This window comes from Rickettsia sp. MEAM1 (Bemisia tabaci) (genome assembly GCF_002285905.1).
GTDB lineage: Bacteria > Pseudomonadota > Alphaproteobacteria > Rickettsiales > Rickettsiaceae > Rickettsia.
On record NZ_CP016305.1, the window covers coordinates 1,321,620 to 1,343,834 of the forward strand.

Below are 22,215 nucleotides of genomic sequence, written 5' to 3' on the forward strand. Positions count from 1 at the left end.
AATCTAAAAATATAGTACTTTGTGACACTAATTTACTTAACTTGACGGTGCCTTAAAAGATGATTCAGTAAAAATAACTATCTCATTAAGTAAAGAAAGTATAGAATTTTTTAAATCAGAGGCAGCTCATTTGCATGTTCCTTATCAAAAAATGATTAGAGCTTTGCTAGACAAATATACTGAGCATTATAATAAATAGCTAAGTTGGCGGAGAGAGAGGGATTCGAACCCTCGATACGGTATGACCCGTATAACGGTTTAGCAAACCGCCGCCTTCGGCCACTCGGCCATCTCTCCATTTATGCAGAACTATTTTATATCAGCTAATTAAAAGAATTTCCAGAGTTATTTTTTCATTTGTATATTTTTTTAAGCATAAAAGTCTTCTCCTAATAATTTACAGTATTTACTGGCACCGTCAAGTTAAGTAAATTAGTGTCACAAAGTACTATATTTTTAGATTTCAGACAGCAAGAAGTCTTTGAGTAGCTTCATCCCAAATGGATTTAGCGGACGCAAATGCAATTCTTTGCTCAGATGCTGTTTTAGTATATCTTCCAACATTTACAGCAAATATATTTCTGACTTTTCCCATCAGTGATAATGTACATTGTGCTGAATTAGGATGCTTAAATTTAATCAGTATCTTCTCTTTTCTCCTAGTTGGCTGATGGGCATTCTCAATCCGATTATTTAGTCTTTTATCGGTACGATGCTTAGTCCTAGGACACATATACCTAACTGGTTTAATGTAGCTTTTTAGCTTATCAGTCACAATAACCCTTGGACATGGATAATGACCCAATAATCTTGATAAAAAGCGAATAGCTGATTTCTTGTTACGACGCTTCTGCAGTAATACTTCTAATTCATGTCCCTCAGAGTCAACAGCTCTCCATAATATGAATACTTCACCTTTGATCTTGATATTCATCTCATCCAAATGCCATTTATCAGTTGGCTTTCGCTCTCTCTTACTAATAACATCTTGAAAATAAACTACAAACTTATAACACCAAAACCTTACAGTCTCATGACTTAATATAATACCTCGATAAGCCATCTGCTCTTGAACATCTCGGTAACTATTATTAAAGCGATGATATAACCATACTGTATGGCTAATAATGCTTGCTGGAAAACGATGTCTATTCGGGGCTTGAGTAATATGCATAGCGGTAAAATCTAGGATAAATTGTTACTGCTATTCTATAAATCATTCCCTGTAATTGCTCAATACTTAATTTATACCTCCCTTAACTTGACGGTGCCCTTTTAAATACTGTACTAACTTGCTAAGAGATATTTGCGGCTTATATGAGATAAACATATGTACGTGATCACATGATATTTTCCTTGAAATTATATGTACTTCATGTTCCATACAAATCTGCCTCAGTAAATCTCTAGTCCTTTCCGATACTTTGCCTATCAATATTCTCGTCCTATATTTTGGTATCCATATAAGATGCACTTTTAAATCATACTGACTATGACTATTCTTTCTATAACTTCTCATATTTCTTGATATAAATTCATTGCTAAAGCAATTTCATTATATCTTCCCTTCGCCTAAAGGCGAGGGATTTTTGATCCCCGAAGGGGGACATTAAAAATCATCATAAACTGCCTAAACTTGCTTTAGTTGTCATTCTTAGATTTTATTCATGTTATTATTGAATTTAATTCTTATTGACTTATATTATGGATGTTGGTACAGCATCTTTCAAAAAGGTCTAGACAAGATGAATTTAAAGGTGAGCCTGCACAGCGTAGATAAACGTGAGCACAGGCAAATCCTGCAAAATTCGCTTGTATCGACCTTTATGGAATGTGCTGTACTTATAAAATAATCTTCTCAACAACTACAAACGCTACACAAATAGGGTAATCATCAGAAAGGGAAAGATGGATATTAAAAGGAGGAAGTTTTTGAGTATAGACTGAATCTATCTTTACTATTGGCTTGCCTAATTCATCATTAAGAACCGTGACATCTTTAAAATTAATACCACGCCCTATACCAACACCGAAAGCTTTACTAATTGCTTCTTTAGCAGCAAAACGCTTTGCCAAAAAAGTAGCATGACTTTCTTTCTTTAGCAAAGCAAATTTCTTTAATTCTTGGGTAGTTAAAATTCTTTTAGGAAAAATTTCTGGATATAACTTTATTATCTTTTCAATTCTAGGAATCTGTACTATATCCGTACCAACACCTATAATCATTTATTTATCTTCAAAATCTTCACCAGTTTCTTCAGTAAAGATTTGATCATCTAAATCAGAATAATCTTCTCCGATATAAACTTCTGGTAAATATTCAAATTTTTCTTCTAAATCTTCTGACTCGTCTTGTTCAACAATAGGCTCTATTCTACTTCTTGTACGTAGGCTATTAATAAAATCTTGTTCTAACTGAGCTACTGATACTTTTCTGGAAGCAATTCTGCGTAATGCAATAACCAGAGGTTTATCACGCTTTTCTTTCTTGCTTTGATTAGTTTCTACTTTATAATTTAACAACTTAGCATATCTAGTTGCATAAATAACTAGCTGAAACCTATCCGGTATAACTTTACTACAATCTTCTGTTGTAATTCTTGCCATTATTCTCTCCGTTAAAATAATAAATTTTTTATGTTATTAAGTTTTTGTATCATCTAGTTGTTCGTACCTGCGGCATCCAGTAATAAAAATACAATTTTTTCAAGCCATGCAACAACCTAAGCACAAGTCACGGCATTACATTAACCTATAACAATAAATAATTTGTATTATACTCTTTTTATATCCGCACCGCAATTATTTAATTTCTTCTCTAAATTTTGGAATCCGCGATCTAAATGATATATTCTGTGCAATACTGTTTCGCTGTTAGTACTCAAGCCAGCCAGTATTAACGATACCGAAGCTCTAAGGTCACTTGCCATAACTTCCGCACCTTTTAAACTTTTAACGCCTTGTACTATTGCTTGATTACCTCGCACTGTTATATCCGCACCCATTCTACATAATTCAGGTACGTGCATAAAACGATTCTCAAAAATATTTTCGGTAATTATTGAAGAACCTTGGCTAATAGTCATAAGACTCATAAATTGTGCTTGTAAATCTGTAGCAAAGCCTGGATATGGATTAGTTTCTAAATTTACGGCATTTAACTTATCTGCATAAGTTACCTGCACTCCATTATCTATAGGCATAACTTTTATACCTGTTTCAATGAGTTTTAAAGCTATATTTTCTATGATATGATAATCAATGCCGTAAAGTTTTAAATCACCTTTAGTAATAACTGCTGCAAACATATAAGTCCCTGCCTCTATACGATCAGGTAGAACTCTGTAACTTGCTTCACTTAAAGAATCTTTGCCGTTTATTCTTATTTCGCTTGTACCAATTCCGGAAATATCTGCACCCATCTTATTAAGACAGTTACATAAATCCACTATTTCAGGTTCTCTAGCACAGTTAAATAGCAATGTTTCACCATCTGCTAGAACAGCTGCAAGTACGGCATTGATAGTAGCTCCAACCGAAATTTTATCAAAAATGAAATGAGTACCTTTTAAACGCCCTGCCGTTGAAGCGTTAATATAACCGTCTTCGATAGTAATTTCAGCTCCCATAGCCTTTAAAACTGCGATATGCAGATCTACTTGTCTTGCTCCAATCGCACAACCACCAGGCAAAGACACTTTTGCTTTACCATAACGGCTAAGCAGAGGTCCAAGCACCCAAATAGATGCTCTCATCTTACGAACTATCTCATAATCTGCTGTTAAGTTATTGATATTTGCAGTATTAATTACTAATTCAAACTCATTTTCGTGTTCTATTATTTCGATATCTGCTCCATGACTTTTTAGTAATTCTTTCATAGTACTAACATCCGTTAATTTCGGAACATTAGTAATATGTAGTTTATCAGTCAGTATAGAAGCTGCCATAATAGGAAGCACGGCGTTTTTAGCACCGCTAATATTGATAATACCTTTAAGAGGTTTACCGCCGTGAATAATTAATTTTTGCATAAATATTTATAATGTCATTCCCGCGGAGGCGGGAATCCAGTCAATTATATTGTCATCCCGTGACTTGATCACGGGATCTTGTGCCATAGAATGTGTCCTGAGATACCGCAGTCAAGCTAGCTAGTATGACAGACTTTTTTCTGGATTCCCGCCTCCACAGGAATGACATGTAAACCGCAAGAAAAATATACATATTTTTAATATGAAGAGTAAGTAGACGAAGTTTTATTTGGAAAAGAGCAAGGCGTCTTGAAGCTGATAACCGCAGCGTAGAACTACTACGTGAGGATTATCAGTAAAAGACAACGTAGCCAATTTTTCAAATAAAACGAGTATACTATACGTCCAGGTTCACAACATTTAATGCATTCGATTGTATGAACTGCCTACGAGGTTCGACTACATCACCCATTAGCGTAGAGAATATACCTTCAGCTTCATCGACTTCTGCTACTCTTACCTGCATTAAAGTTCTTTTTTTAGGGTCAAGGGTAGTATCCCATAACTGATCTGAGTTCATCTCACCAAGTCCTTTAAAGCGTTGAACACTGATACCTTTTTTTCCGCAATCTATAATAGTATTTAGCAATATGCTAGGAGTTAAAATATCAAATTCTTGGTTTTTTACTACTAGCTTTAATTGCTTATTAAATAGATCAAAAATTGTTAGAGCAAGTTTTGATATATTTATAAATTCGAATGATTCTAACTGCTCTCTTAGGAATATTTTACGCTCTTTTAAGCCTCTACTAAAACGGAAAAATTCTATTTTATTTTCATGTTTTAAAACTTCCCAATCCGTTTTATCGGGTGACTGCTCTAAACTATTTAACGCATTTAAAGCTTTTTTAAGTCTTGAATCACTTTCATCATCAAATATTTTATTATTAAGTAGATCATTAATTGCCAAAATTTCAATGATAGAGCGGTTAAATTTTTTGCTAGCATGATCAAGTAAGCTATTGCACTTTATCACTTTACTCATTAACTCTTCCAGATTTTCGTTTGCCAACTGCTCTTTATTATCTAAAGTTAAAGTAGCATCGCTAATTGCTGATTTTACTAAATAATCTTGCAGTGCTTGCTCATTTTTTAAGTAAAGCTCACTTGACCCCTTTTTTACCTTATAAAGGGGTGGTTGTGCTATATATAAATATCCCTTATTTATCAGCTCTGGCATATGGCGGTAAAAGAACGTAAGTAATAAAGTTCTAATATGCGATCCGTCAACGTCAGCATCGGTCATAATAATAACTTTATGATATCTTAGTTTTTCAAGCGAGAATTCTCGGTTATCAACGCCTGTTCCAAGAGCCGTAATTAATGTACCAATTTGATCCGAGCCAAGCATTTTATCAAACCTTGTACGTTCAACATTTAGGATTTTACCACGCAAAGGCAATATAGCTTGAATTTTGCTATCCCTACCCTGCTTTGCTGTACCACCCGCTGAATCTCCCTCTACTATAAATAGCTCAGAAACTGCTGGATCTTTGGCATGACAATCTGCAAGCTTACCTGGCAAGTTTGATACTTCTAATACTGATTTTCTTCTAGTTAATTCTCTTGCTTTTCTAGCAGCTTCACGAGCATTAGCTGCCTCCATAATCTTGTTTATAATGAGCTTTGCATCAGCTGGATGTTCTTCAAACCACTCAAGAACTTTGGTATAAACAGCATTTTCAACAATCGGTCTTACTTCAGAACTTACCAGTTTATCTTTTGTTTGGGAGGAAAATTTAGGGTCAGGAACTTTAACGGAAAGTACGCAACATAGCCCTTCCCTAGTATCTTCACCACTAAAAGCATTTTTCGCTTTTTTATTAAGACTGGTATTTTCAAGATAAGCGGTAATAACACGTGTTATCCCTGATTTAAATGCACTAAGGTGAGTTCCGCCATCACGTTGTCTAATATTATTGGTAAAACACAATATATTCTCATGATAAGAATCATTCCAATGCATAGCAAGCTCAAGACTTATACCGGATTCAGTATTATCTGCGTTAACTACGATACATGAATGAACAGCGTGTTTTGCACGATCTAAATATTTTACGTAAGCTTCAATTCCGCCTGTATAATAAAATTCTACTTCTTTTACTTCTTCAAATCTATTATCTGTTAGTAAAATCTTTACTCCAGAATTTAGGAAAGCAAGCTCACGAAGACGATGTTCTATTATATTGAAATCAAATTCTATATTAGTAAAGGTTTCTACTGATGGGAAGAAAGTAACTTCTGTACCTTTTTTGTCTACATTTTCTTTAACAACTGCAAGCGGTGCTTCTGTTATCCCGTTATTAAATCTAATAAGATGTTCAGTATTATTACGCCAAATACGTAGCTCAAGCCAATCAGAAAGAGCATTTACAACCGATACGCCAACACCGTGCAGACCACCGGAAACCTTATAAGAATTCTGATCAAACTTGCCACCGGCATGTAGCTGCGTCATAATTACTTCAGCTGCCGATATACCCTCTTCCTCATGAATCTCAACAGGTATACCTCGCCCGTTATCAGATACGGTTACCGAGCCGTTTTTATTTAAAACGACTCTTACTAAATCACAATAACCAGCTAATGCCTCATCGATAGCATTATCGACTACCTCATAAATCATGTGATGTAAACCAGATCCGTCACCGACATCACCGATATACATTCCTGGTCTTTTTCTTACAGCTTCAAGACCCTTTAAAACCTTAATAGAATCAGCACCATATGATGATTCATTCAACTTTTCTTCAAATTCCGACATATTATATTATTAAGATAAATAAAACGAGTATACTTTTATTTGTTGCTAGAAACAATAAAAATAACTATAACGGAACTTATCAGATTAGTAAATGTAAATATGATGAGATAACAATGGATAAATTAAAGTTAAAAAATATTTTTGATGTGATGGATGATTATGACGTATTTTTGTTTGATCTTTGGGGCGTAATAGTCGAAAGCGGTCACACCTACCCTAATGTTGTGCAGAATATTAATAAAATTATTGAGCAGAAAAAAGTATATTTTGTTACTAATGCTCCACGAAATATTTTTCCTCTACATCAGACACTCAAATCTTGGGGATTAAATGCTAAGCCAGAAATGATTATTAGCTCTGGTGAAGTAGCTGTACAGATGATTTTAGAGAGTAAAGAGCGTTTTGGTATTGAAAAGCCGATAATATATCATTTAGGTCATCTAGAAAATGATATCATAAACGGCATACAGTGCCCTATCACTGATGATATTCAAAAAGCTAATATTCTCCTAATGACAATTTATAGAGATGAAAGTAAAAATTTAGATTTAAACGAATTTGATGAGCTATTTAAAATTGTCGTAGAACGCAAGATAATCAATATTTGTGCTAATCCTGACCTTGGGATAAATCAACACGGAATTTATAGATATTGTAGCGGTTATTATGCTCAGAAAATAATAAAGCTAGGCGGTAAAGTAATCTATAGCGGTAAACCTTACGAAGAGATATATAGCAAAGTTTTGCAAGAATGTCCTAGTGTAACTAAGAATCGTATATTAATGATAGGTGATACTTTTTATACTGATATACTTGCAGCTAATTGGCTTGGCATAGATTCAGGTTTAGTTTTAACAGGTAATTCTAGAGATTATCACCTCGAGTTTGATAATATTGATGATAAGCTATCTAATTTAAGAAAAGCAGCTGAAAAACAATCGGTTATGCCGAGTTTTGTAGTAAGTTTGTCTTAATGACGTCATGGCGAGCGGGCGTTGTTGCATGGATCGGTTTTCCAATTGTCATCCCGTGATTTATTCACGGGATCTTATGCCATAGAATATGTCCTAAGATACCGCGATCAAGTCGCGGTATGACAGACTTTTTTCTGGATTCTCGCTTTTAGCTAGGAATGACAAAAAAGAACTCTATTGATGTTATACTAATAATCTGTTATATAAGAAGCTTTAAGCGGTCGTGGCGAAATTGGTAGACGCGCAGCATTGAGGGTGCTGTTCTGTAAAAAGATTGGAAGTTCAAGTCTTCTCGACCGCACCATATCATTGACTTTTAAATCTACTTTAACTTCTCAATCTCTTCTTTTTTCAGCTTGGTATATTGAATAATTTTTTCTAAAGGCTCTTTATTAGCCATCATTTCTTTAGCTATAGTAAATTTTTCTTTTTTAATTCTAGCTCTTTCTTTTTCGATACCTTGTTGTTCCCAATGATGTGCTAAATTTCCCATAATATTTGCTCCTAATTCAGGATTTAAATGTGATTTAAGTATTTTTTCCAATTCTATTTTATCATTTTCTTTTATTTTAGTCAAAGTATACGATACGGCTGATTGTACATAATCAACTCCACTATTAGAGTCAGCAAACTCTGGTAAAGTATCGGCTAGTTGTTTCCATCTTGGTAATAAATCAGGCTCATTTATATATTTCATTAGAATTTGTAAAGGAGCAAGCCAAGGTCTTTCTTTTAATTGTTCGTCAGGAATATCAAACAAGTTGATTAGTTGATAATCGTTGCTCCAAGTTTCTTTTACCAGCTCGCTATTTTCAAACAAGTCCCATAAATTAAGAGAAGCAGTATATTTTTTATGATCATTTGAATATACTAACGGATATATAAAAGGAAACTTCTTAGAATTGGGATGTGAATTTAAGTGTCTTTCAGCAATATTTAACATATATTTGAACAAGCGAAAAGCCATAAGAGGGTCAGAACTACTTTGATGTTCACACAAAATGTATATATAACCATCTTTATTATTAATTTTAGCAGAATATAAAACATCTGTAATAGTTTCTTTTAAGCTTGGCTCTATAAAACTATCATTTTCCAATTTTAAAGTAGAGGACAAGAATAAAACTTTTATTTCAGTTGGTAAGTATTCCTCAAAGAATTCTTTAGCTATTAATGGATTTGCTAAAGCTTGCTGAAAAAACTTATCATGCTCTTTTCTATCTGACATAATTTTATTATTGTAACTAGTAAGAGAGTATTATACAAGCTTTTCTATTATAAGAATACATCTGATAAATTTAAAGAGTAGATAAACGAGGTTCTATTATTGAGCATAGTTAAAAAACTATTGCTTATTTTTGTTCTGTAATTTATATTGATTAACAAATCGTACACCATTCTACTTCTACGTCAAACCTAACTAACCAGTAAATAATTATAATTAAATAAGTCTGCAAGCCAGACTATTATAGTCAATTCAGTTGAATTTTGTGACAGGCGTGAGGGTAGAGCTTATAATAATAGGCAAGACGACGAACAACCTGCTACATGCGTTCAAATCAATTGACTATAGGTAATGGATTATGCCTAATTTCAGTATGTTCAAAAGCATATTACCTGATCATCATGATCAATTTGCTGAAATTTTTGATCAAATTAATGATTTATTAGAAGATCATAATTATAATGCTGCGGCTAGTATGCTTGCAGAACTTCATTATGCTGATTTAGCTGATTTCTTAGATAATTTAAGTCCTAAAATCTACAAAATAATCATTCCACTACTACAAGACAAAATCAAACCTGAAACTTTAGTTTCACTAAATGCTTACAGCAAACCTTTAATAATAGAAACTCTTGGCATAAAAAAATCAGCAGAATTAATTGATAAGCTAGATATAGAAGATGCTATTGAAGTTGTAATTGACTTAGATGATGATATTAAAGATTTAATATTAAGCAATCTTTCTAAAGAAAAAAAACATCAAATCACTATTGGGTGTACATATCCAGAAAATACAGTAGGAAGGGTAATAGAGCGAGACTTTGTTAATCTTCAAGAAAATTGGACTGTTAAAGAGTCGTTAAATTTTATAAAAACTGTCAAAAATGACTTCCACGCTGCTATTGTTACAGACAATAAACTGCGTCCTATCGGTATCATCTCGCTTAGTACTTTAATTAAGCATGAAAAAAATGAATTGGTGAAAAATTTAATGAGTAAAGATTTTAAACTGGCTGATAGTTTCACCGATTTAAATGAACTTAGTTTCATTTTTAAACAATATGCTTTAACTATAGTACCAGTGGTCAATAAAAATGGTAAATTAATTGGTAGCGTATCTATTGACAATATAATCTATATTATTGAAGAACAAGCCGAAAAGGATATATTATCGCTAAGCGGTGTACATACACAAGATACCTTTTTTAATTTCTTTTATACAGTAAAACATCGTTTTCCATGGTTATTTGTTAATCTGATTACCGCTTGCATGACTTCGCTTATTATTAATCATTTTAATGATACTATTGCAAAGCTTGTAACACTTGCAGCTACTATGCCTATTGTAGCCTCTATGGGCGGCAATGCAGGTACGCAAGTTATGACAGTTACGGTTAGAGCACTTGCCAATAAAGATATTCATTATAGTAACGTAAGTAAAATAATCTTAAAAGAAATAGCCGTATCGGGTTTTAACGGTTTCGTGCTGGCCATTATCGGTGCAGGACTTAGTTTTGTGATGTTGACGGACCTTAATCTTAGCGTAATTTTTGCTATTGCTGTAATCTTAAACTTTCTAGTAGCAGGGTTATTTGGCTCTGCTATTCCTATATTACTGCACTATTTCGATATTGACCCAGCTGCTGGTTCTGGCGTCTTCCTAACTACCCTAACCGATGCTTTAGGCTTCCTCACCTTTTTAAGTCTTGCTCACGTCTTTTTGGTGTAGCATAAATAAAAAACTCTAGATTTTAGGCAAGGGAGGATTTGCTTTTGTTTTAGATTTAGTTTGTTTAATTTTCGACGGCAATACTGGATTTTTTAATTTCTTCAATTCTTTAAAATTTTCCTTTAATTCTTTTAGGTTTTTCTGCTTATCTTTATCAACTGAAGATATTACTGCACCTGATGGCACCGTCAAGTTAAGTAAATTAGTGTCACAAAGTACTATATTTTTAGATTTCAGACAGCAAGAAGTCTTTGAGTAGCTTCATCCCAAATGGATTTAGCGGACGCAAATGCAATTCTTTGCTCAGATGCTGTTTTAGTATATCTTCCAACATTTACAGCAAATATATTTCTGACTTTTCCCATCAGTGATAATGTACATTGTGCTGAATTAGGATGCTTAAATTTAATCAGTATCTTCTCTTTTCTCCTAGTTGGCTGATGGGCATTCTCAATCCGATTATTTAGTCTTTTATCGGTACGATGCTTAGTCCTAGGACACATATACCTAACTGGTTTAATGTAGCTTTTTAGCTTATCAGTCACAATAACCCTTGGACATGGATAATGACCCAATAATCTTGATAAAAAGCGAATAGCTGATTTCTTGTTACGACGCTTCTGCAGTAATACTTCTAATTCATGTCCCTCAGAGTCAACAGCTCTCCATAATATGAATACTTCACCTTTGATCTTGATATTCATCTCATCCAAATGCCATTTATCAGTTGGCTTTCGCTCTCTCTTACTAATAACATCTTGAAAATAAACTACAAACTTATAACACCAAAACCTTACAGTCTCATGACTTAATATAATACCTCGATAAGCCATCTGCTCTTGAACATCTCGGTAACTATTATTAAAGCGATGATATAACCATACTGTATGGCTAATAATGCTTGCTGGAAAACGATGTCTATTCGGGGCTTGAGTAATATGCATAGCGGTAAAATCTAGGATAAATTGTTACTGCTATTCTATAAATCATTCCCTGTAATTGCTCAATACTTAATTTATACCTCCCTTAACTTGACGGTGCCCCCTTTGGGGATAAAATTTTTGTTTGAGAACGAAATAATGGTTTAATATTTCTTGAGGTATATTTTTGATATTAAGAGGCTGTAGTTCTGACTTGGAGTTAAGTTCGGCTTTCATACCATGACGTTTTGCCTCTAATAATAATAATTCTCCCCCAATTTTATTATCAGTAGTACGACAAACAAAATTCGGGTCATTAGCCGGCATTAGCTCGCTTGCATGTTCCATTACTGCCCTATTTAATGCCCCCCTTCGGGGATCAAAAATCCCTCGCCTTTAGGCGAAGGGAAGATATAATGAAATTGCTTTAGCAATGAATTTATATCAAGAAATATGAGAAGTTATAGAAAGAATAGTCATAGTCAGTATGATTTAAAAGTGCATCTTATATGGATACCAAAATATAGGAAGAGAATATTGATAGGCAAAGTATCGGAAAGGACTAGAGATTTACTGAGGCAGATTTGTATGGAACATGAAGTACATATAATTTCAGGGAAAATATCATGTGATCACGTACATATGTTTATCTCATATAAGCCGCAAATATCTCTTAGCAAGTTAGTACAGTATTTAAAAGGCATTAGCTCAAGAATTTTATTGCAAGAATTTACTCATTTACGAAAACAATTTTGGGGCAATCATTTGTGGGCTAGGGGCTATATGGCAGTCAGTTCAGGTAATATAACTGATGAAATGATACAGCACTATATTGATGAACAGGAAGGTGAACCTGTGAATGATGATCGATTTCTAATCGATTCCACTTTATAACCCCTCAGCTTATAGCTGAGGGTTGTTTAGTTTATGTAACTGATTATTTTTAAGATTTGTATTTATAATAGTTATAAAAGCTTCTCTCTGCTTTTGCTTACTTGCAGTACTAAAGGCTTGCTGTATTTTTTCTAAAACTTTTAAATCAAAATTCTCATTTTCTAATTCTTCAATAACTAAATCTGCTAGATTTTTATTTGTAATAGAATTTTGATTCTTCTTTGATTCTTTTGACATATATGGTAATAACTTAATGACACAATTATATTAAATATGTAATAAACTAATTACCATGAATTTTTACTGACTATATCACTAAAATTTTAGGATAGTAGCTCGTAGGTCATAATTCTGTTTCAATAGTTCCTAAAACTTTTACTGTAATTATTTCATCATCTAATTTACTATACATTACTGATTCTAAAATATCTGAAGATACTAAATTACTAATATAAATACCATCTATATCATTTAATACTTTATTAACTACTATTACTCTAGTATCTTTATTGTCTGGATATCCTAATTCTAATGAATTATCTAATTTGCGTTTAAATATAGGCAACTTAAATACTTTATTTAGATCATGCTCATTAATATATTTACTTATAAATAAACACATTGTACTTTCTGCTAAGCTCTGTTTAACATAATGATTTTCTAACTCATCTTTACTTTCATCTTTTAAATTTTTTTGATATAAATTATATATTTTTTTCTGAGTTTCATCATCTTTAAACTTTTTCAAATAAAAATTATTAACTAATAGTTTATAAAGCTGCAATATTGAATTAGGAAAATTAATTGTTAGATCTCCTTCTTCATTAAATTCAACGGCACCGTCAAGTTAAGGGAGGTATAAATTAAGTATTGAGCAATTACAGGGAATGATTTATAGAATAGCAGTAACAATTTATCCTAGATTTTACCGCTATGCATATTACTCAAGCCCCGAATAGACATCGTTTTCCAGCAAGCATTATTAGCCATACAGTATGGTTATATCATCGCTTTAATAATAGTTACCGAGATGTTCAAGAGCAGATGGCTTATCGAGGTATTATATTAAGTCATGAGACTGTAATGTTTTGGTGTTATAAGTTTGTAGTTTATTTTCAAGATGTTATTAGTAAGAGAGAGCGAAAGCCAACTGATAAATGGCATTTGGATGAGATGAATATCAAGATCAAAGGTGAAGTATTCATATTATGGAGAGCTGTTGACTCTGAGGGACATGAATTAGAAGTATTACTGCAGAAGCGTCGTAACAAGAAATCAGCTATTCGCTTTTTATCAAGATTATTGGGTCATTATCCATGTCCAAGGGTTATTGTGACTGATAAGCTAAAAAGCTACATTAAACCAGTTAGGTATATGTGTCCTAGGACTAAGCATCGTACCGATAAAAGACTAAATAATCGGATTGAGAATGCCCATCAGCCAACTAGGAGAAAAGAGAAGATACTGATTAAATTTAAGCATCCTAATTCAGCACAATGTACATTATCACTGATGGGAAAAGTCAGAAATATATTTGCTGTAAATGTTGGAAGATATACTAAAACAGCATCTGAGCAAAGAATTGCATTTGCGTCCGCTAAATCCATTTGGGATGAAGCTACTCAAAGACTTCTTGCTGTCTGAAATCTAAAAATATAGTACTTTGTGACACTAATTTACTTAACTTGACGGTGCCGGGCTAAGTTAGGGCATATTAAATCAATATCTATTTAAACATTATAATTAATAATAAATTGATTATTTCGCCAATATTCAATAAAATCCTGTTTTAAAATCAAATATAAAAAATAATGCATAATACTGATGTTTTAATAATAGGGGCAGGTCCTGTTGGATTATTTGCTATTTTTCAAGCAGGAATGTTAGGAATGAAGTGCCATGTAATCGATGCACAAGAGGTTATAGGCGGTCAGTGTATTACTCTATATCCTGAAAAGCCTATTTACGATATACCAGCCTACCCTAAAATTGCCGCAGCAGATCTAATAAAACAATTAGAATTGCAAGCAGCTCCGTTTAATCCGGTTTATCACTTAAACCAACAAGCGGTAGAATTAAAAAAAGAAGGTGAATTTTTTGAAGTAAAAACCTCAAAAGATATTGTTATTAAAAGCAAAGTAATCATTATTGCAGCTGGAGCTGGCTCATTTGGTCCTAATAAGCCTCCTCTTGCAAATATTGAAGAATTTGAGAATAAATCAGTTTTTTACTTTGTTAATAACCGCAGTAAGTTTACAGGTAAAAATATAGTTATAGCAGGTGGCGGTGATTCTGCTGTTGATTGGGCTATTTCTCTTTCTGAAATTGCTAATAAAATATATCTAGTTCACAGACGTGATAAATTTAGAGCAGCAAATGAGAATTTGAGACAATTAAAAGATATAGCAGAAAGTGGAAAAATTGAGTTAGTTACCAGCTATCAACTAGATTCATTAGAGGAAAATAATAGCGAACTTCAATCAGTTATAGTTAGAGACTTACAAAATAATACACGTAAATTAGATGCTAATATATTATTACCGTTTTTTGGTTTAAAGCAGGAACTAGGTAATTTAGTAAATTGGGGGCTTGATATAAAGCTTCATCATATTGAAGTTGATCCTGTACATTACCAAACTAACATTCTAGGTATATATGCTATTGGTGACATTGCTCATTATAGCGGTAAGCTTAAACTAATTCTTACCGGTTTTGCTGAAGCAGCAAGCAGCCTTCATCACGCTTATGGTAAAGTATTTGATGGCAAAGCTTTACATTTTGAATATTCTACTACTAAGTATACTCAATAATAAATATTGTATGACTTAGAAAACATTCTAAATATCACTATAGTGTTATGTAGCGTTATGTTTGCTTGCATGGAACGAAAAGCATCTTATATGTCATTCCTGCGAAAGCAGGAATCCAGAAAAAAGTACAAATATAGCAAGTTTCTAAAATTAAAAGCTCGATTTATCTCGCTTTATACTGGATTCCTGCTTTCGCAGGAATGACATATAACCCATATAACAACACTATAAATAAGTTTCAGAGAGAAAAATAAAAGTGAATAACGTAATTGATGGTAAAGCTTTAGCAAATGAGATATTAAGTGAATTAAAGCATGAAGTTCAAAGGCTTAAGGATAAAACAGGAGAATCACCAAAACTAGCAATAGTCTTAGTTGGTGACAATCCTGCAAGTATTATTTATGTCAAAAATAAAATAAAACATGCTAATAAAATAGGTATTGATACGCTGTTATTAAATCTTTCTATTACTATAAAAACAGAAGATTTAATAGCAAAAATTAATGAATTAAATCTTGATCAAAATGTTTCAGGAATTATAGTTCAACTTCCTTTACCAGAATCTATAGACAAAAATAAAATCTTATCTGCCATCTTACATTCTAAAGATGTTGATGGTTTTCATCCTTTGAATGTTGGTTATTTACATAGCGGAATTGATAGCGGATTTGTACCCTGCACTGCTCTTGGTTGCCTTGAAGTAATTAAGAAACATGAACCGAATTTAAGCGGTAAAAACGCCGTAATTGTTGGACGCTCAAATATCGTTGGCAAACCTTTGAGTGCATTACTCTTAAAAGAGGATTGCAGTGTAACTATTTGCCACTCTAAATCACAGAATTTAAGTTCTATTACCTCCAAAGCCGATATTGTTGTTGCGGCTATCGGCTCACCTCTAAAATTAACTTCTGAATATTTTAAACCAGATGCATTAGTAATTGACGTAGGAATTAATAGAATCGGCGGTAATAAAATCGTTGGCGACGTCGATTTTGAAAATGTTAAATCTAAAGTCAAATATATTACCCCTGTCCCGGGCGGCATCGGTCCCATGACTATTGCTTTCTTACTTAAAAACACAGTACAGGCATTTAAGATATGTAACTAAGAATATTGTTGGAAGTCTTCTATGTTATTCCCGCATAAGGCTTACTTGCATAGATCGAGAGTCGTCTGAGCTATGCGAATGAAATGAGCGTGGCAATCCAAAAAAAATAATAAAAAATACTAATTTTATTAGTATTTTTAACTGGATCTAATTCATAAATCAATAGTACCGGACAGTTATTAAAAAAGCCCCGTCATTGCGAGAAGAAACTTTAAGTTTCAGCGAAGCAATCTCAGGTGGCTTAACGAGAGAGGGTGTCAGGAAGTTTGTGTAAGTTGTAAAAATAGTTAAGAATAAAAATAACATAAACAACGGCACCGTCAAGTTAAGTAAATTAGTGTCACAAAGTACTATATTTTTAGATTTCAGACAGCAAGAAGTCTTTGAGTAGCTTCATCCCAAATGGATTTAGCGGACGCAAATGCAATTCTTTGCTCAGATGCTGTTTTAGTATATCTTCCAACATTTACAGCAAATATATTTCTGACTTTTCCCATCAGTGATAATGTACATTGTGCTGAATTAGGATGCTTAAATTTAATCAGTATCTTCTCTTTTCTCCTAGTTGGCTGATGGGCATTCTCAATCCGATTATTTAGTCTTTTATCGGTACGATGCTTAGTCCTAGGACACATATACCTAACTGGTTTAATGTAGCTTTTTAGCTTATCAGTCACAATAACCCTTGGACATGGATAATGACCCAATAATCTTGATAAAAAGCGAATAGTTGATTTCTTGTTACGACGCTTCTGCAGTAATACTTCTAATTCATGTCCCTCAGAGTCAACAGCTCTCCATAATATGAATACTTCACCTTTGATCTTGATATTCATCTCATCCAAATGCCATTTATCAGTTGGCTTTCGCTCTCTCTTACTAATAACATCTTGAAAATAAACTACAAACTTATAACACCAAAACCTTACAGTCTCATGACTTAATATAATACCTCGATAAGCCATCTGCTCTTGAACATCTCGGTAACTATTATTAAAGCGATGATATAACCATACTGTATGGCTAATAATGCTTGCTGGAAAACGATGTCTATTCGGGGCTTGAGTAATATGCATAGCGGTAAAATCTAGGATAAATTGTTACTGCTATTCTATAAATCATTCCCTGTAATTGCTCAATACTTAATTTATACCTCCCTTAACTTGACGGTGCCGTTGGAAGATATACTAAAACAGCATCTGAGCAAAGAATTGCATTTGCGTCCGCTAAATCCATTTGGGATGAAGCTACTCAAAGACTTCTTGCTGTCTGAAATCTAAAAATATAGTACTTTGTGACACTAATTTACTTAACTTGACGGTGCCCTTATAACTAAGTATGGAATTTTTTGATAATGCTCGCTCAGCGAGTAACATTTCTAGGAATTGTGAAATAAATTCCATAAAATTTTTAATTTTAGATGGAGGCTAGGGTCGGAATCGAACCGACGAATAGAGGATTTGCAGTCCACGGCATTACCACTTTGCTACCCAGCCAATATTATTAATGTCATCCACGCATGGCATTGTTGCGTGATCATTTTCCTCTGTCATCCCGTGGACAAGCCACGGGATGACACCGATCACGTTTTTCGATTTACGCAACAATTCCTACACGGGATGACAGGATTAAATAACAAATCGCATATTACCAATAATAAAGAAAAAAAGCAAATAATATATTTACACAAACTCGCTAATCTGTGATTTTGCAAATAGTTTAATTTGGAAATCAATAAACTCTGCATTACCATTTGCACCTATTTCAGCAAACTTATTAGCTTTAAGTAACAGGTCATAATCTCTTGCTAAATCAGCAAAGAAAAAATCCATCTCACCGCTTTGCTTTACACCTAGAATCTCACCACTACCCCTTAGTTTTAAATCCTGCTCGGCAATATAAAATCCATCATTAGTTTGCTTCATTATCTCAAATCTACCACGCCCAACTTTACCAAGTCTTTTAGGGTTATATAGCAATATACAATATGATTGTAAACTACCACGCCCTACTCTACCTCTCAACTGATGGAGCTGAGCAAGCCCGAAACGCTCGGCATTTTCGATAATAATTAATGTTGCTTCAGGCACGTCTATCCCGACCTCAATAACAGTTGTTGCAACTAATATCTTAATTTTACCATCCTTAAATTGCTTCATTATAGCATCTTTCTGCTCATTTTTCATCTTACCATGGATAATACCAGTACACCCCTTATAAATATTCTCAATCGAATTAAAACGATTCATTACATCCATTAATAGGCTGTCCTCTTCCTCTGATGTCATCCCGTGGCTTGTACACGGGATCCAGTCAAAATTATTAGCATTATCAGTTGTTTTTTGGATATTGCGGTCGAGCTGCGGTATGACATCGGAGGTTTTTGCCTGCTCTATCAATGGACATATCCAATATATTCGCTCGCCTGCAACAAGCTTCTTATTTATTGCTTCTAAAATATGTTCGATTTTATTGATAGACATAGTATTTGTTGCAATAGGCACACGATTTTTTGGCTTTCCTTGGAACTTAGATATAGTCATATCCCCAAACATAGTAAGGGCAAGGCTTCTTGGAATCGGTGTTGCGGTCATAACTAAAACATCGGGATTTTTACCTTTATTTATTAGATCAAGTCTTTGCTGCACGCCAAATCTATGCTGCTCATCTATCACTATATAACCAAGTTTCTTAAAACTTACCTTTTCCTGAAATAAAGCATGAGTACCAATTAATATATCAATTTTACCATTTTCAAGTTGCATCATAATATTTTTTCTAGCCGAACCAAGTATTTTACCAGTAAGTAATCCAATTTTTATATCGGTATTTTTCAAAGCTCTAATAAAAAACTCATAATGCTGATTGGCAAGTAAGTCAGTCGGTGCCATTAATGTTGCCTGAAACCCTGAAACTGCTACATTCGTCATGGTAAGCAGTGCTACTAAAGTTTTACCTGATCCAACATCACCTTGTAGTAATCTCATCATCTCAATGCCGCTAGCCTGATCTTTCTCTATCTCTTCTATTACTTGCTGCTGATAAGAAGTTAACTCAAACCCTAGGCTATTTAATATATTAGCTTGAACCTGCTCCGCTTTAGGGTAAATATTACCATGCTTTCCTGCTATTTGCGTGCGGGCTTTAAATAAAGATATCTGGTTAGCGATGAGTTCTTTAGCGGCTAGATTACTCTTTATGTCATCCCTACTTCCTTTTATGTCATTCCCGCGTAGGCGGAAATCCAGTACTTTTCTTTCTAGATCCCCGCTTTCGCGGGGATGACACTGAGAGCCACGGGATGACAAATCCTTGCAATGACGAAGAGCATGCAACGCCTTTACACTCTCCAACACCTCCTCTAAATACTCCTTTATCCCCTTATTTTCTAAACTTTTACATTTCTCTTCAAACATATCTATTGCTTTTATGATATATGAATATAATTGCTTGTTACTAATTAAGTATGTCAAAGAATAAATAGGCTCTAGTTCCTTTGTAAGCTTAGGATTAACGATAAATTCAGGATGAGAAATTTGTAAGTGATGATCAAAAAACTGTACCTTACCACTGATAATATGCTTAGTTCCAACTTTCAGTTTATTAAAAATAAATGGTGGTGGTTTATGAAAAAATACTAATAGCAATGAACCAGTATCATTACTTGCTGTAATTCTTAGAGGTTGATGGCTTTTATTCGGTAGATTAACGCTTTCAATTATTACTTCTACTTGAATTAAATCTCCCTCTCTAACCTCTGTTAGATTAGGTGATAATGTTTTTGTTTGATAAGAAACAGGGGAATAAAATAGCAAATCACGAATATTACTAATACCAAGCCTTTTAAGGGCAGCTATAGTATCTTCACGAATATTAATAAAAGCTTTGATAGAGGAAAATAAAAATTTCTCTAGAATAGTTAGCATATATAATTATATATTATTATTTAATATTATGATTATATATACACTTAAGAATAATAAAAAATAATTATTTAATTTGTACCAGAGATGGAAACAGCTTTTCATCTCTGGTACTCATTATTTTAAGGCTTATAAATCCAGTTTTAGACCCGCTTTAATTATAGCTGAAGATTTTAAAGGCATACCCTCTATAAATCCTGCTGTTTTATAACCACCTGAACCAACTATTTTAAATGTATCATTTAAGCTAAGTTCAAAATTAACAGCTCCAAAGCCACCTTTTTTACATTTTTCCTTTAAAGGAGTAGCAGTTAGCATTTTAGGCTGGTTCCAATAAGCAGCTTCTAAACCTAAAGAAATAAAATCAAATTTTGCTAAGTTATTTGCCTTAATTCCAACACCATAAGACTTAAATTTTTGATTTTTTCCATAGTTAATATTAAGTTGTATATATTTATCATCAATAACAAAATGATTAACTAAACCACACTCTAAACCATATGGAGCAAGTATAGCTCTGGTAGCTGGTAAATATTTTACTCTTCCTAAATTAATCATTGGAATATTATCAAGATTAGTATTCATTACAAATGAATAAGCAGAATAGAATAAAAATGGATCAACTAAACAACCCTCAGCTATAAGCTGAGGGGTTATAAAGTGGAATCGATTAGAAATCGATCATCATTCACAGGTTCACCTTCCTGTTCATCAATATAGTGCTGTATCATTTCATCAGTTATATTACCTGAACTGACTGCCATATAGCCCCTAGCCCACAAATGATTGCCCCAAAATTGTTTTCGTAAATGAGTAAATTCTTGCAATAAAATTCTTGAGCTAATGCCTTTTAAATACTGTACTAACTTGCTAAGAGATATTTGCGGCTTATATGAGATAAACATATGTACGTGATCACATGATATTTTCCCTGAAATTATATGTACTTCATGTTCCATACAAATCTGCCTCAGTAAATCTCTAGTCCTTTCCGATACTTTGCCTATCAATATTCTCTTCCTATATTTTGGTATCCATATAAGATGCACTTTTAAATCATACTGACTATGACTATTCTTTCTATAACTTCTCATATTTCTTGATATAAATTCATTGCTAAAGCAATTTCATTATATCTTCCCTTCGCCTAAAGGCGAGGGATTTTTGATCCCCGAAGGGGGACATTAAATCTAAATAAGCATAAGAACGCATTTTGCTTTTGGTAATATAATTATTACCATATATACTATTCATCAGTTTTGTATAAGCATTAATATCATTGTCCTTTTTATCAGTTTCATTAAAATTAGTGTCAAAAATATAAGTTGCTTGATCTAATCTTGCTATAAAATAACCTATACCATAAGTAGGGTTAATTTTATTATTGTTCATATATCTATCTTTAATGTTTTCAGATAATAGATAACTTGCTTGCATTCCCCCAACATCTATAGCTGCTTTTTTATGAACCTGTAAAGAATCAAAATCTTTAGCTCTAAAATAAGTCGTACCGCTGAAAGGATCAACTTCATATTTAGTTACTTTTATGTCAAACTCTCTTGCTCTAGCTCCATGCCCACCTATTTCATGATTAGCAACCATACTCCATGAAGCAGCAGTAAATCTTGTTACATAGCTTAAAATATTCATAGCTATATTATCAGAATTAGCAAATATAGCATCGTCTAACGCACGATATCCTTCGAGCAATGACATAGCAGCATTACTACTTGATATAGAAGACATATCTTTATCATAAGTTACTACATAACTATATCCTTTTTTGGATGAGGTATTATCTATGCTTGATGCAGTTGCTGCTACTGACAAAATG

At 33.3% G+C, this 22,215-nt stretch carries 24 protein-coding genes, 3 tRNA genes and 4 pseudogenes; 10 read left to right on the forward strand and 21 right to left on the reverse strand.

Annotation, left to right across the window (positions count from 1 at the left end; all coding sequences use genetic code 11):
* Positions 1–52: 52 nt before the first annotated feature.
* Positions 53–199 (forward strand): annotated as a pseudogene (locus BA173_RS08695) (CopG family transcriptional regulator); the annotation flags it as partial.
* 6 nt (positions 200–205) lie between these two features.
* Here the strand turns inward: BA173_RS08695 and BA173_RS07225 are convergent.
* From BA173_RS07225 to gyrB, 7 genes are all read right to left on the reverse strand, one after another.
* Positions 206–297, reverse strand: a tRNA-Ser gene (locus BA173_RS07225).
* Positions 298–463: 166 nt separating this feature from the next.
* Positions 464–1,174 (reverse strand): IS6 family transposase, encoded by a 711-nt coding sequence (locus BA173_RS07230; protein ID WP_095568327.1) that lies wholly within the window; start codon positions 1,172–1,174, stop codon positions 464–466.
* Positions 1,175–1,240: 66 nt separating this feature from the next.
* Complete coding sequence (gene tnpA / locus BA173_RS07235; RefSeq protein ID WP_232505933.1) at positions 1,241–1,519, reverse strand: IS200/IS605 family transposase; 279 nt, start codon at positions 1,517–1,519, stop codon at positions 1,241–1,243.
* A gap of 323 nt (positions 1,520–1,842) precedes the next feature.
* Complete coding sequence (gene acpS / locus BA173_RS07240) at positions 1,843–2,226, reverse strand: holo-ACP synthase (RefSeq protein ID WP_068041572.1); 384 nt, start codon at positions 2,224–2,226, stop codon at positions 1,843–1,845.
* Positions 2,227–2,607, reverse strand: coding sequence for a DNA-directed RNA polymerase subunit omega (gene rpoZ, locus BA173_RS07245; protein ID WP_016948637.1), 381 nt, complete (start codon positions 2,605–2,607; stop codon positions 2,227–2,229). It lies immediately after the preceding gene.
* 167 nt (positions 2,608–2,774) lie between these two features.
* Positions 2,775–4,034 (reverse strand): UDP-N-acetylglucosamine 1-carboxyvinyltransferase, encoded by a 1,260-nt coding sequence (murA, locus tag BA173_RS07250; RefSeq protein WP_068041575.1) that lies wholly within the window; start codon positions 4,032–4,034, stop codon positions 2,775–2,777.
* A 337-nt stretch (positions 4,035–4,371) separates the two neighbouring features.
* Positions 4,372–6,798, reverse strand: coding sequence for a DNA topoisomerase (ATP-hydrolyzing) subunit B (gyrB, locus tag BA173_RS07255; protein ID WP_068041579.1), 2,427 nt, complete (start codon positions 6,796–6,798; stop codon positions 4,372–4,374).
* A 113-nt stretch (positions 6,799–6,911) separates the two neighbouring features.
* Between gyrB and BA173_RS07260 the strand changes: the two genes are divergently transcribed.
* Positions 6,912–7,772 (forward strand): TIGR01459 family HAD-type hydrolase, encoded by an 861-nt coding sequence (locus BA173_RS07260; protein WP_068041587.1) that lies wholly within the window; start codon positions 6,912–6,914, stop codon positions 7,770–7,772.
* A 217-nt stretch (positions 7,773–7,989) separates the two neighbouring features.
* A tRNA-Leu gene (locus BA173_RS07265) sits at positions 7,990–8,076 on the forward strand.
* Between the two features lie 18 nt (positions 8,077–8,094).
* Here BA173_RS07265 and BA173_RS07270 read toward each other — a convergent pair.
* Entirely contained in the window at positions 8,095–9,000 is a 906-nt protein-coding gene (locus BA173_RS07270) for an Rpn family recombination-promoting nuclease/putative transposase (protein WP_068041582.1), read from the reverse strand.
* Between the two features lie 355 nt (positions 9,001–9,355).
* Between BA173_RS07270 and mgtE the strand changes: the two genes are divergently transcribed.
* A complete protein-coding gene (gene mgtE / locus BA173_RS07275; RefSeq protein ID WP_016948622.1) occupies positions 9,356–10,726 on the forward strand; it encodes a magnesium transporter in 1,371 nt (456 codons plus the stop codon).
* Positions 10,727–10,741: 15 nt separating this feature from the next.
* Here mgtE and BA173_RS07280 read toward each other — a convergent pair whose 3' ends face one another.
* Entirely contained in the window at positions 10,742–10,918 is a 177-nt protein-coding gene (locus BA173_RS07280; RefSeq protein WP_157064468.1) for a hypothetical protein, read from the reverse strand.
* A 41-nt stretch (positions 10,919–10,959) separates the two neighbouring features.
* On the reverse strand, positions 10,960–11,670 hold the full coding sequence (locus tag BA173_RS07285) for an IS6 family transposase (protein ID WP_095568327.1): 711 nt from the start codon (positions 11,668–11,670) through the stop codon (positions 10,960–10,962).
* Between the two features lie 21 nt (positions 11,671–11,691).
* On the opposite strand from BA173_RS07285, the gene BA173_RS08865 reads away from it, so the two are divergent.
* Positions 11,692–11,814 carry a hypothetical protein gene (locus BA173_RS08865; protein ID WP_257789548.1) on the forward strand — a complete coding sequence of 41 codons (123 nt, stop codon included), beginning with the start codon at positions 11,692–11,694 and terminating at the stop codon, positions 11,812–11,814.
* Here the strand turns inward: BA173_RS08865 and BA173_RS07290 are convergent.
* Positions 11,755–12,009 (reverse strand): annotated as a pseudogene (locus BA173_RS07290) (DUF5410 family protein); the annotation flags it as partial. The gene BA173_RS08865 and the pseudogene BA173_RS07290 overlap by 60 nt on opposite strands.
* Before the next feature lie 90 nt (positions 12,010–12,099).
* Here BA173_RS07290 and tnpA (BA173_RS07295) point away from each other — a divergent pair.
* Entirely contained in the window at positions 12,100–12,540 is a 441-nt protein-coding gene (tnpA, locus tag BA173_RS07295; protein ID WP_095568239.1) for an IS200/IS605 family transposase, read from the forward strand.
* 9 nt (positions 12,541–12,549) lie between these two features.
* Here the strand turns inward: tnpA (BA173_RS07295) and BA173_RS07300 are convergent, their stop codons facing one another.
* Positions 12,550–12,777, reverse strand: a complete 228-nt coding sequence (locus BA173_RS07300; protein ID WP_068042214.1) for a DUF5410 family protein — start codon at positions 12,775–12,777, stop codon at positions 12,550–12,552.
* A gap of 106 nt (positions 12,778–12,883) precedes the next feature.
* The gene (locus BA173_RS09050; RefSeq protein WP_410528028.1) at positions 12,884–13,324 is read right to left on the reverse strand and encodes a DUF5410 family protein; all 441 of its coding nucleotides are present in this window, start codon (positions 13,322–13,324) and stop codon (positions 12,884–12,886) included.
* A 149-nt stretch (positions 13,325–13,473) separates the two neighbouring features.
* On the opposite strand from BA173_RS09050, the gene BA173_RS07310 reads away from it, so the two are divergent.
* The 3 genes from BA173_RS07310 (at position 13,474) to folD (ending at position 16,458) form a co-directional block, all read left to right on the forward strand.
* A complete protein-coding gene (locus BA173_RS07310) occupies positions 13,474–14,184 on the forward strand; it encodes an IS6 family transposase (protein WP_095568335.1) in 711 nt (236 codons plus the stop codon).
* 167 nt (positions 14,185–14,351) lie between these two features.
* On the forward strand, positions 14,352–15,350 hold the full coding sequence (locus BA173_RS07315) for an NAD(P)/FAD-dependent oxidoreductase (RefSeq protein WP_016948299.1): 999 nt from the start codon (positions 14,352–14,354) through the stop codon (positions 15,348–15,350).
* Between the two features lie 256 nt (positions 15,351–15,606).
* Positions 15,607–16,458: a bifunctional methylenetetrahydrofolate dehydrogenase/methenyltetrahydrofolate cyclohydrolase FolD gene (gene folD / locus BA173_RS07325; protein WP_016948300.1), complete on the forward strand. Its 852-nt coding sequence runs from the start codon at positions 15,607–15,609 to the stop codon at positions 16,456–16,458.
* Between the two features lie 365 nt (positions 16,459–16,823).
* On the opposite strand, the gene BA173_RS07330 is transcribed toward folD, so the two are convergent.
* Entirely contained in the window at positions 16,824–17,534 is a 711-nt protein-coding gene (locus tag BA173_RS07330; protein WP_095568336.1) for an IS6 family transposase, read from the reverse strand.
* A gap of 21 nt (positions 17,535–17,555) precedes the next feature.
* Between BA173_RS07330 and BA173_RS08085 the strand changes: the two genes are divergently transcribed.
* Entirely contained in the window at positions 17,556–17,738 is a 183-nt protein-coding gene (locus BA173_RS08085) for a hypothetical protein (protein WP_157738098.1), read from the forward strand.
* Here the strand turns inward: BA173_RS08085 and BA173_RS09055 are convergent.
* The 7 genes and pseudogenes from BA173_RS09055 to BA173_RS07365 all read right to left on the reverse strand — a co-directional run bounded on the left by BA173_RS09055 (position 17,706) and on the right by BA173_RS07365 (position 22,211).
* Positions 17,706–17,861 (reverse strand): site-specific integrase, encoded by a 156-nt coding sequence (locus BA173_RS09055; protein ID WP_157064477.1) that lies wholly within the window; start codon positions 17,859–17,861, stop codon positions 17,706–17,708. The two genes, BA173_RS08085 and BA173_RS09055, sit on opposite strands and share 33 nt — an antisense overlap.
* Positions 17,862–17,879: 18 nt before the next feature.
* Positions 17,880–17,954: transfer RNA gene (locus BA173_RS07340), tRNA-Cys, on the reverse strand.
* A 186-nt stretch (positions 17,955–18,140) separates the two neighbouring features.
* A pseudogene (locus BA173_RS07345) lies at positions 18,141–19,655 on the reverse strand (ATP-dependent DNA helicase RecG); the annotation flags it as partial.
* A gap of 131 nt (positions 19,656–19,786) precedes the next feature.
* Positions 19,787–20,384: pseudogene (locus BA173_RS09060) on the reverse strand (ATP-dependent DNA helicase RecG); the annotation flags it as partial.
* Between the two features lie 126 nt (positions 20,385–20,510).
* Complete coding sequence (locus BA173_RS08710; RefSeq protein WP_232505934.1) at positions 20,511–20,966, reverse strand: hypothetical protein; 456 nt, start codon at positions 20,964–20,966, stop codon at positions 20,511–20,513.
* 68 nt (positions 20,967–21,034) lie between these two features.
* Positions 21,035–21,475, reverse strand: coding sequence for an IS200/IS605 family transposase (gene tnpA / locus BA173_RS07360; RefSeq protein WP_095568239.1), 441 nt, complete (start codon positions 21,473–21,475; stop codon positions 21,035–21,037).
* Positions 21,476–21,497: 22 nt separating this feature from the next.
* Positions 21,498–22,211 (reverse strand): hypothetical protein, encoded by a 714-nt coding sequence (locus BA173_RS07365; protein ID WP_232505935.1) that lies wholly within the window; start codon positions 22,209–22,211, stop codon positions 21,498–21,500.
* Between the last annotated feature and the right edge of the window lie 4 nt (positions 22,212–22,215).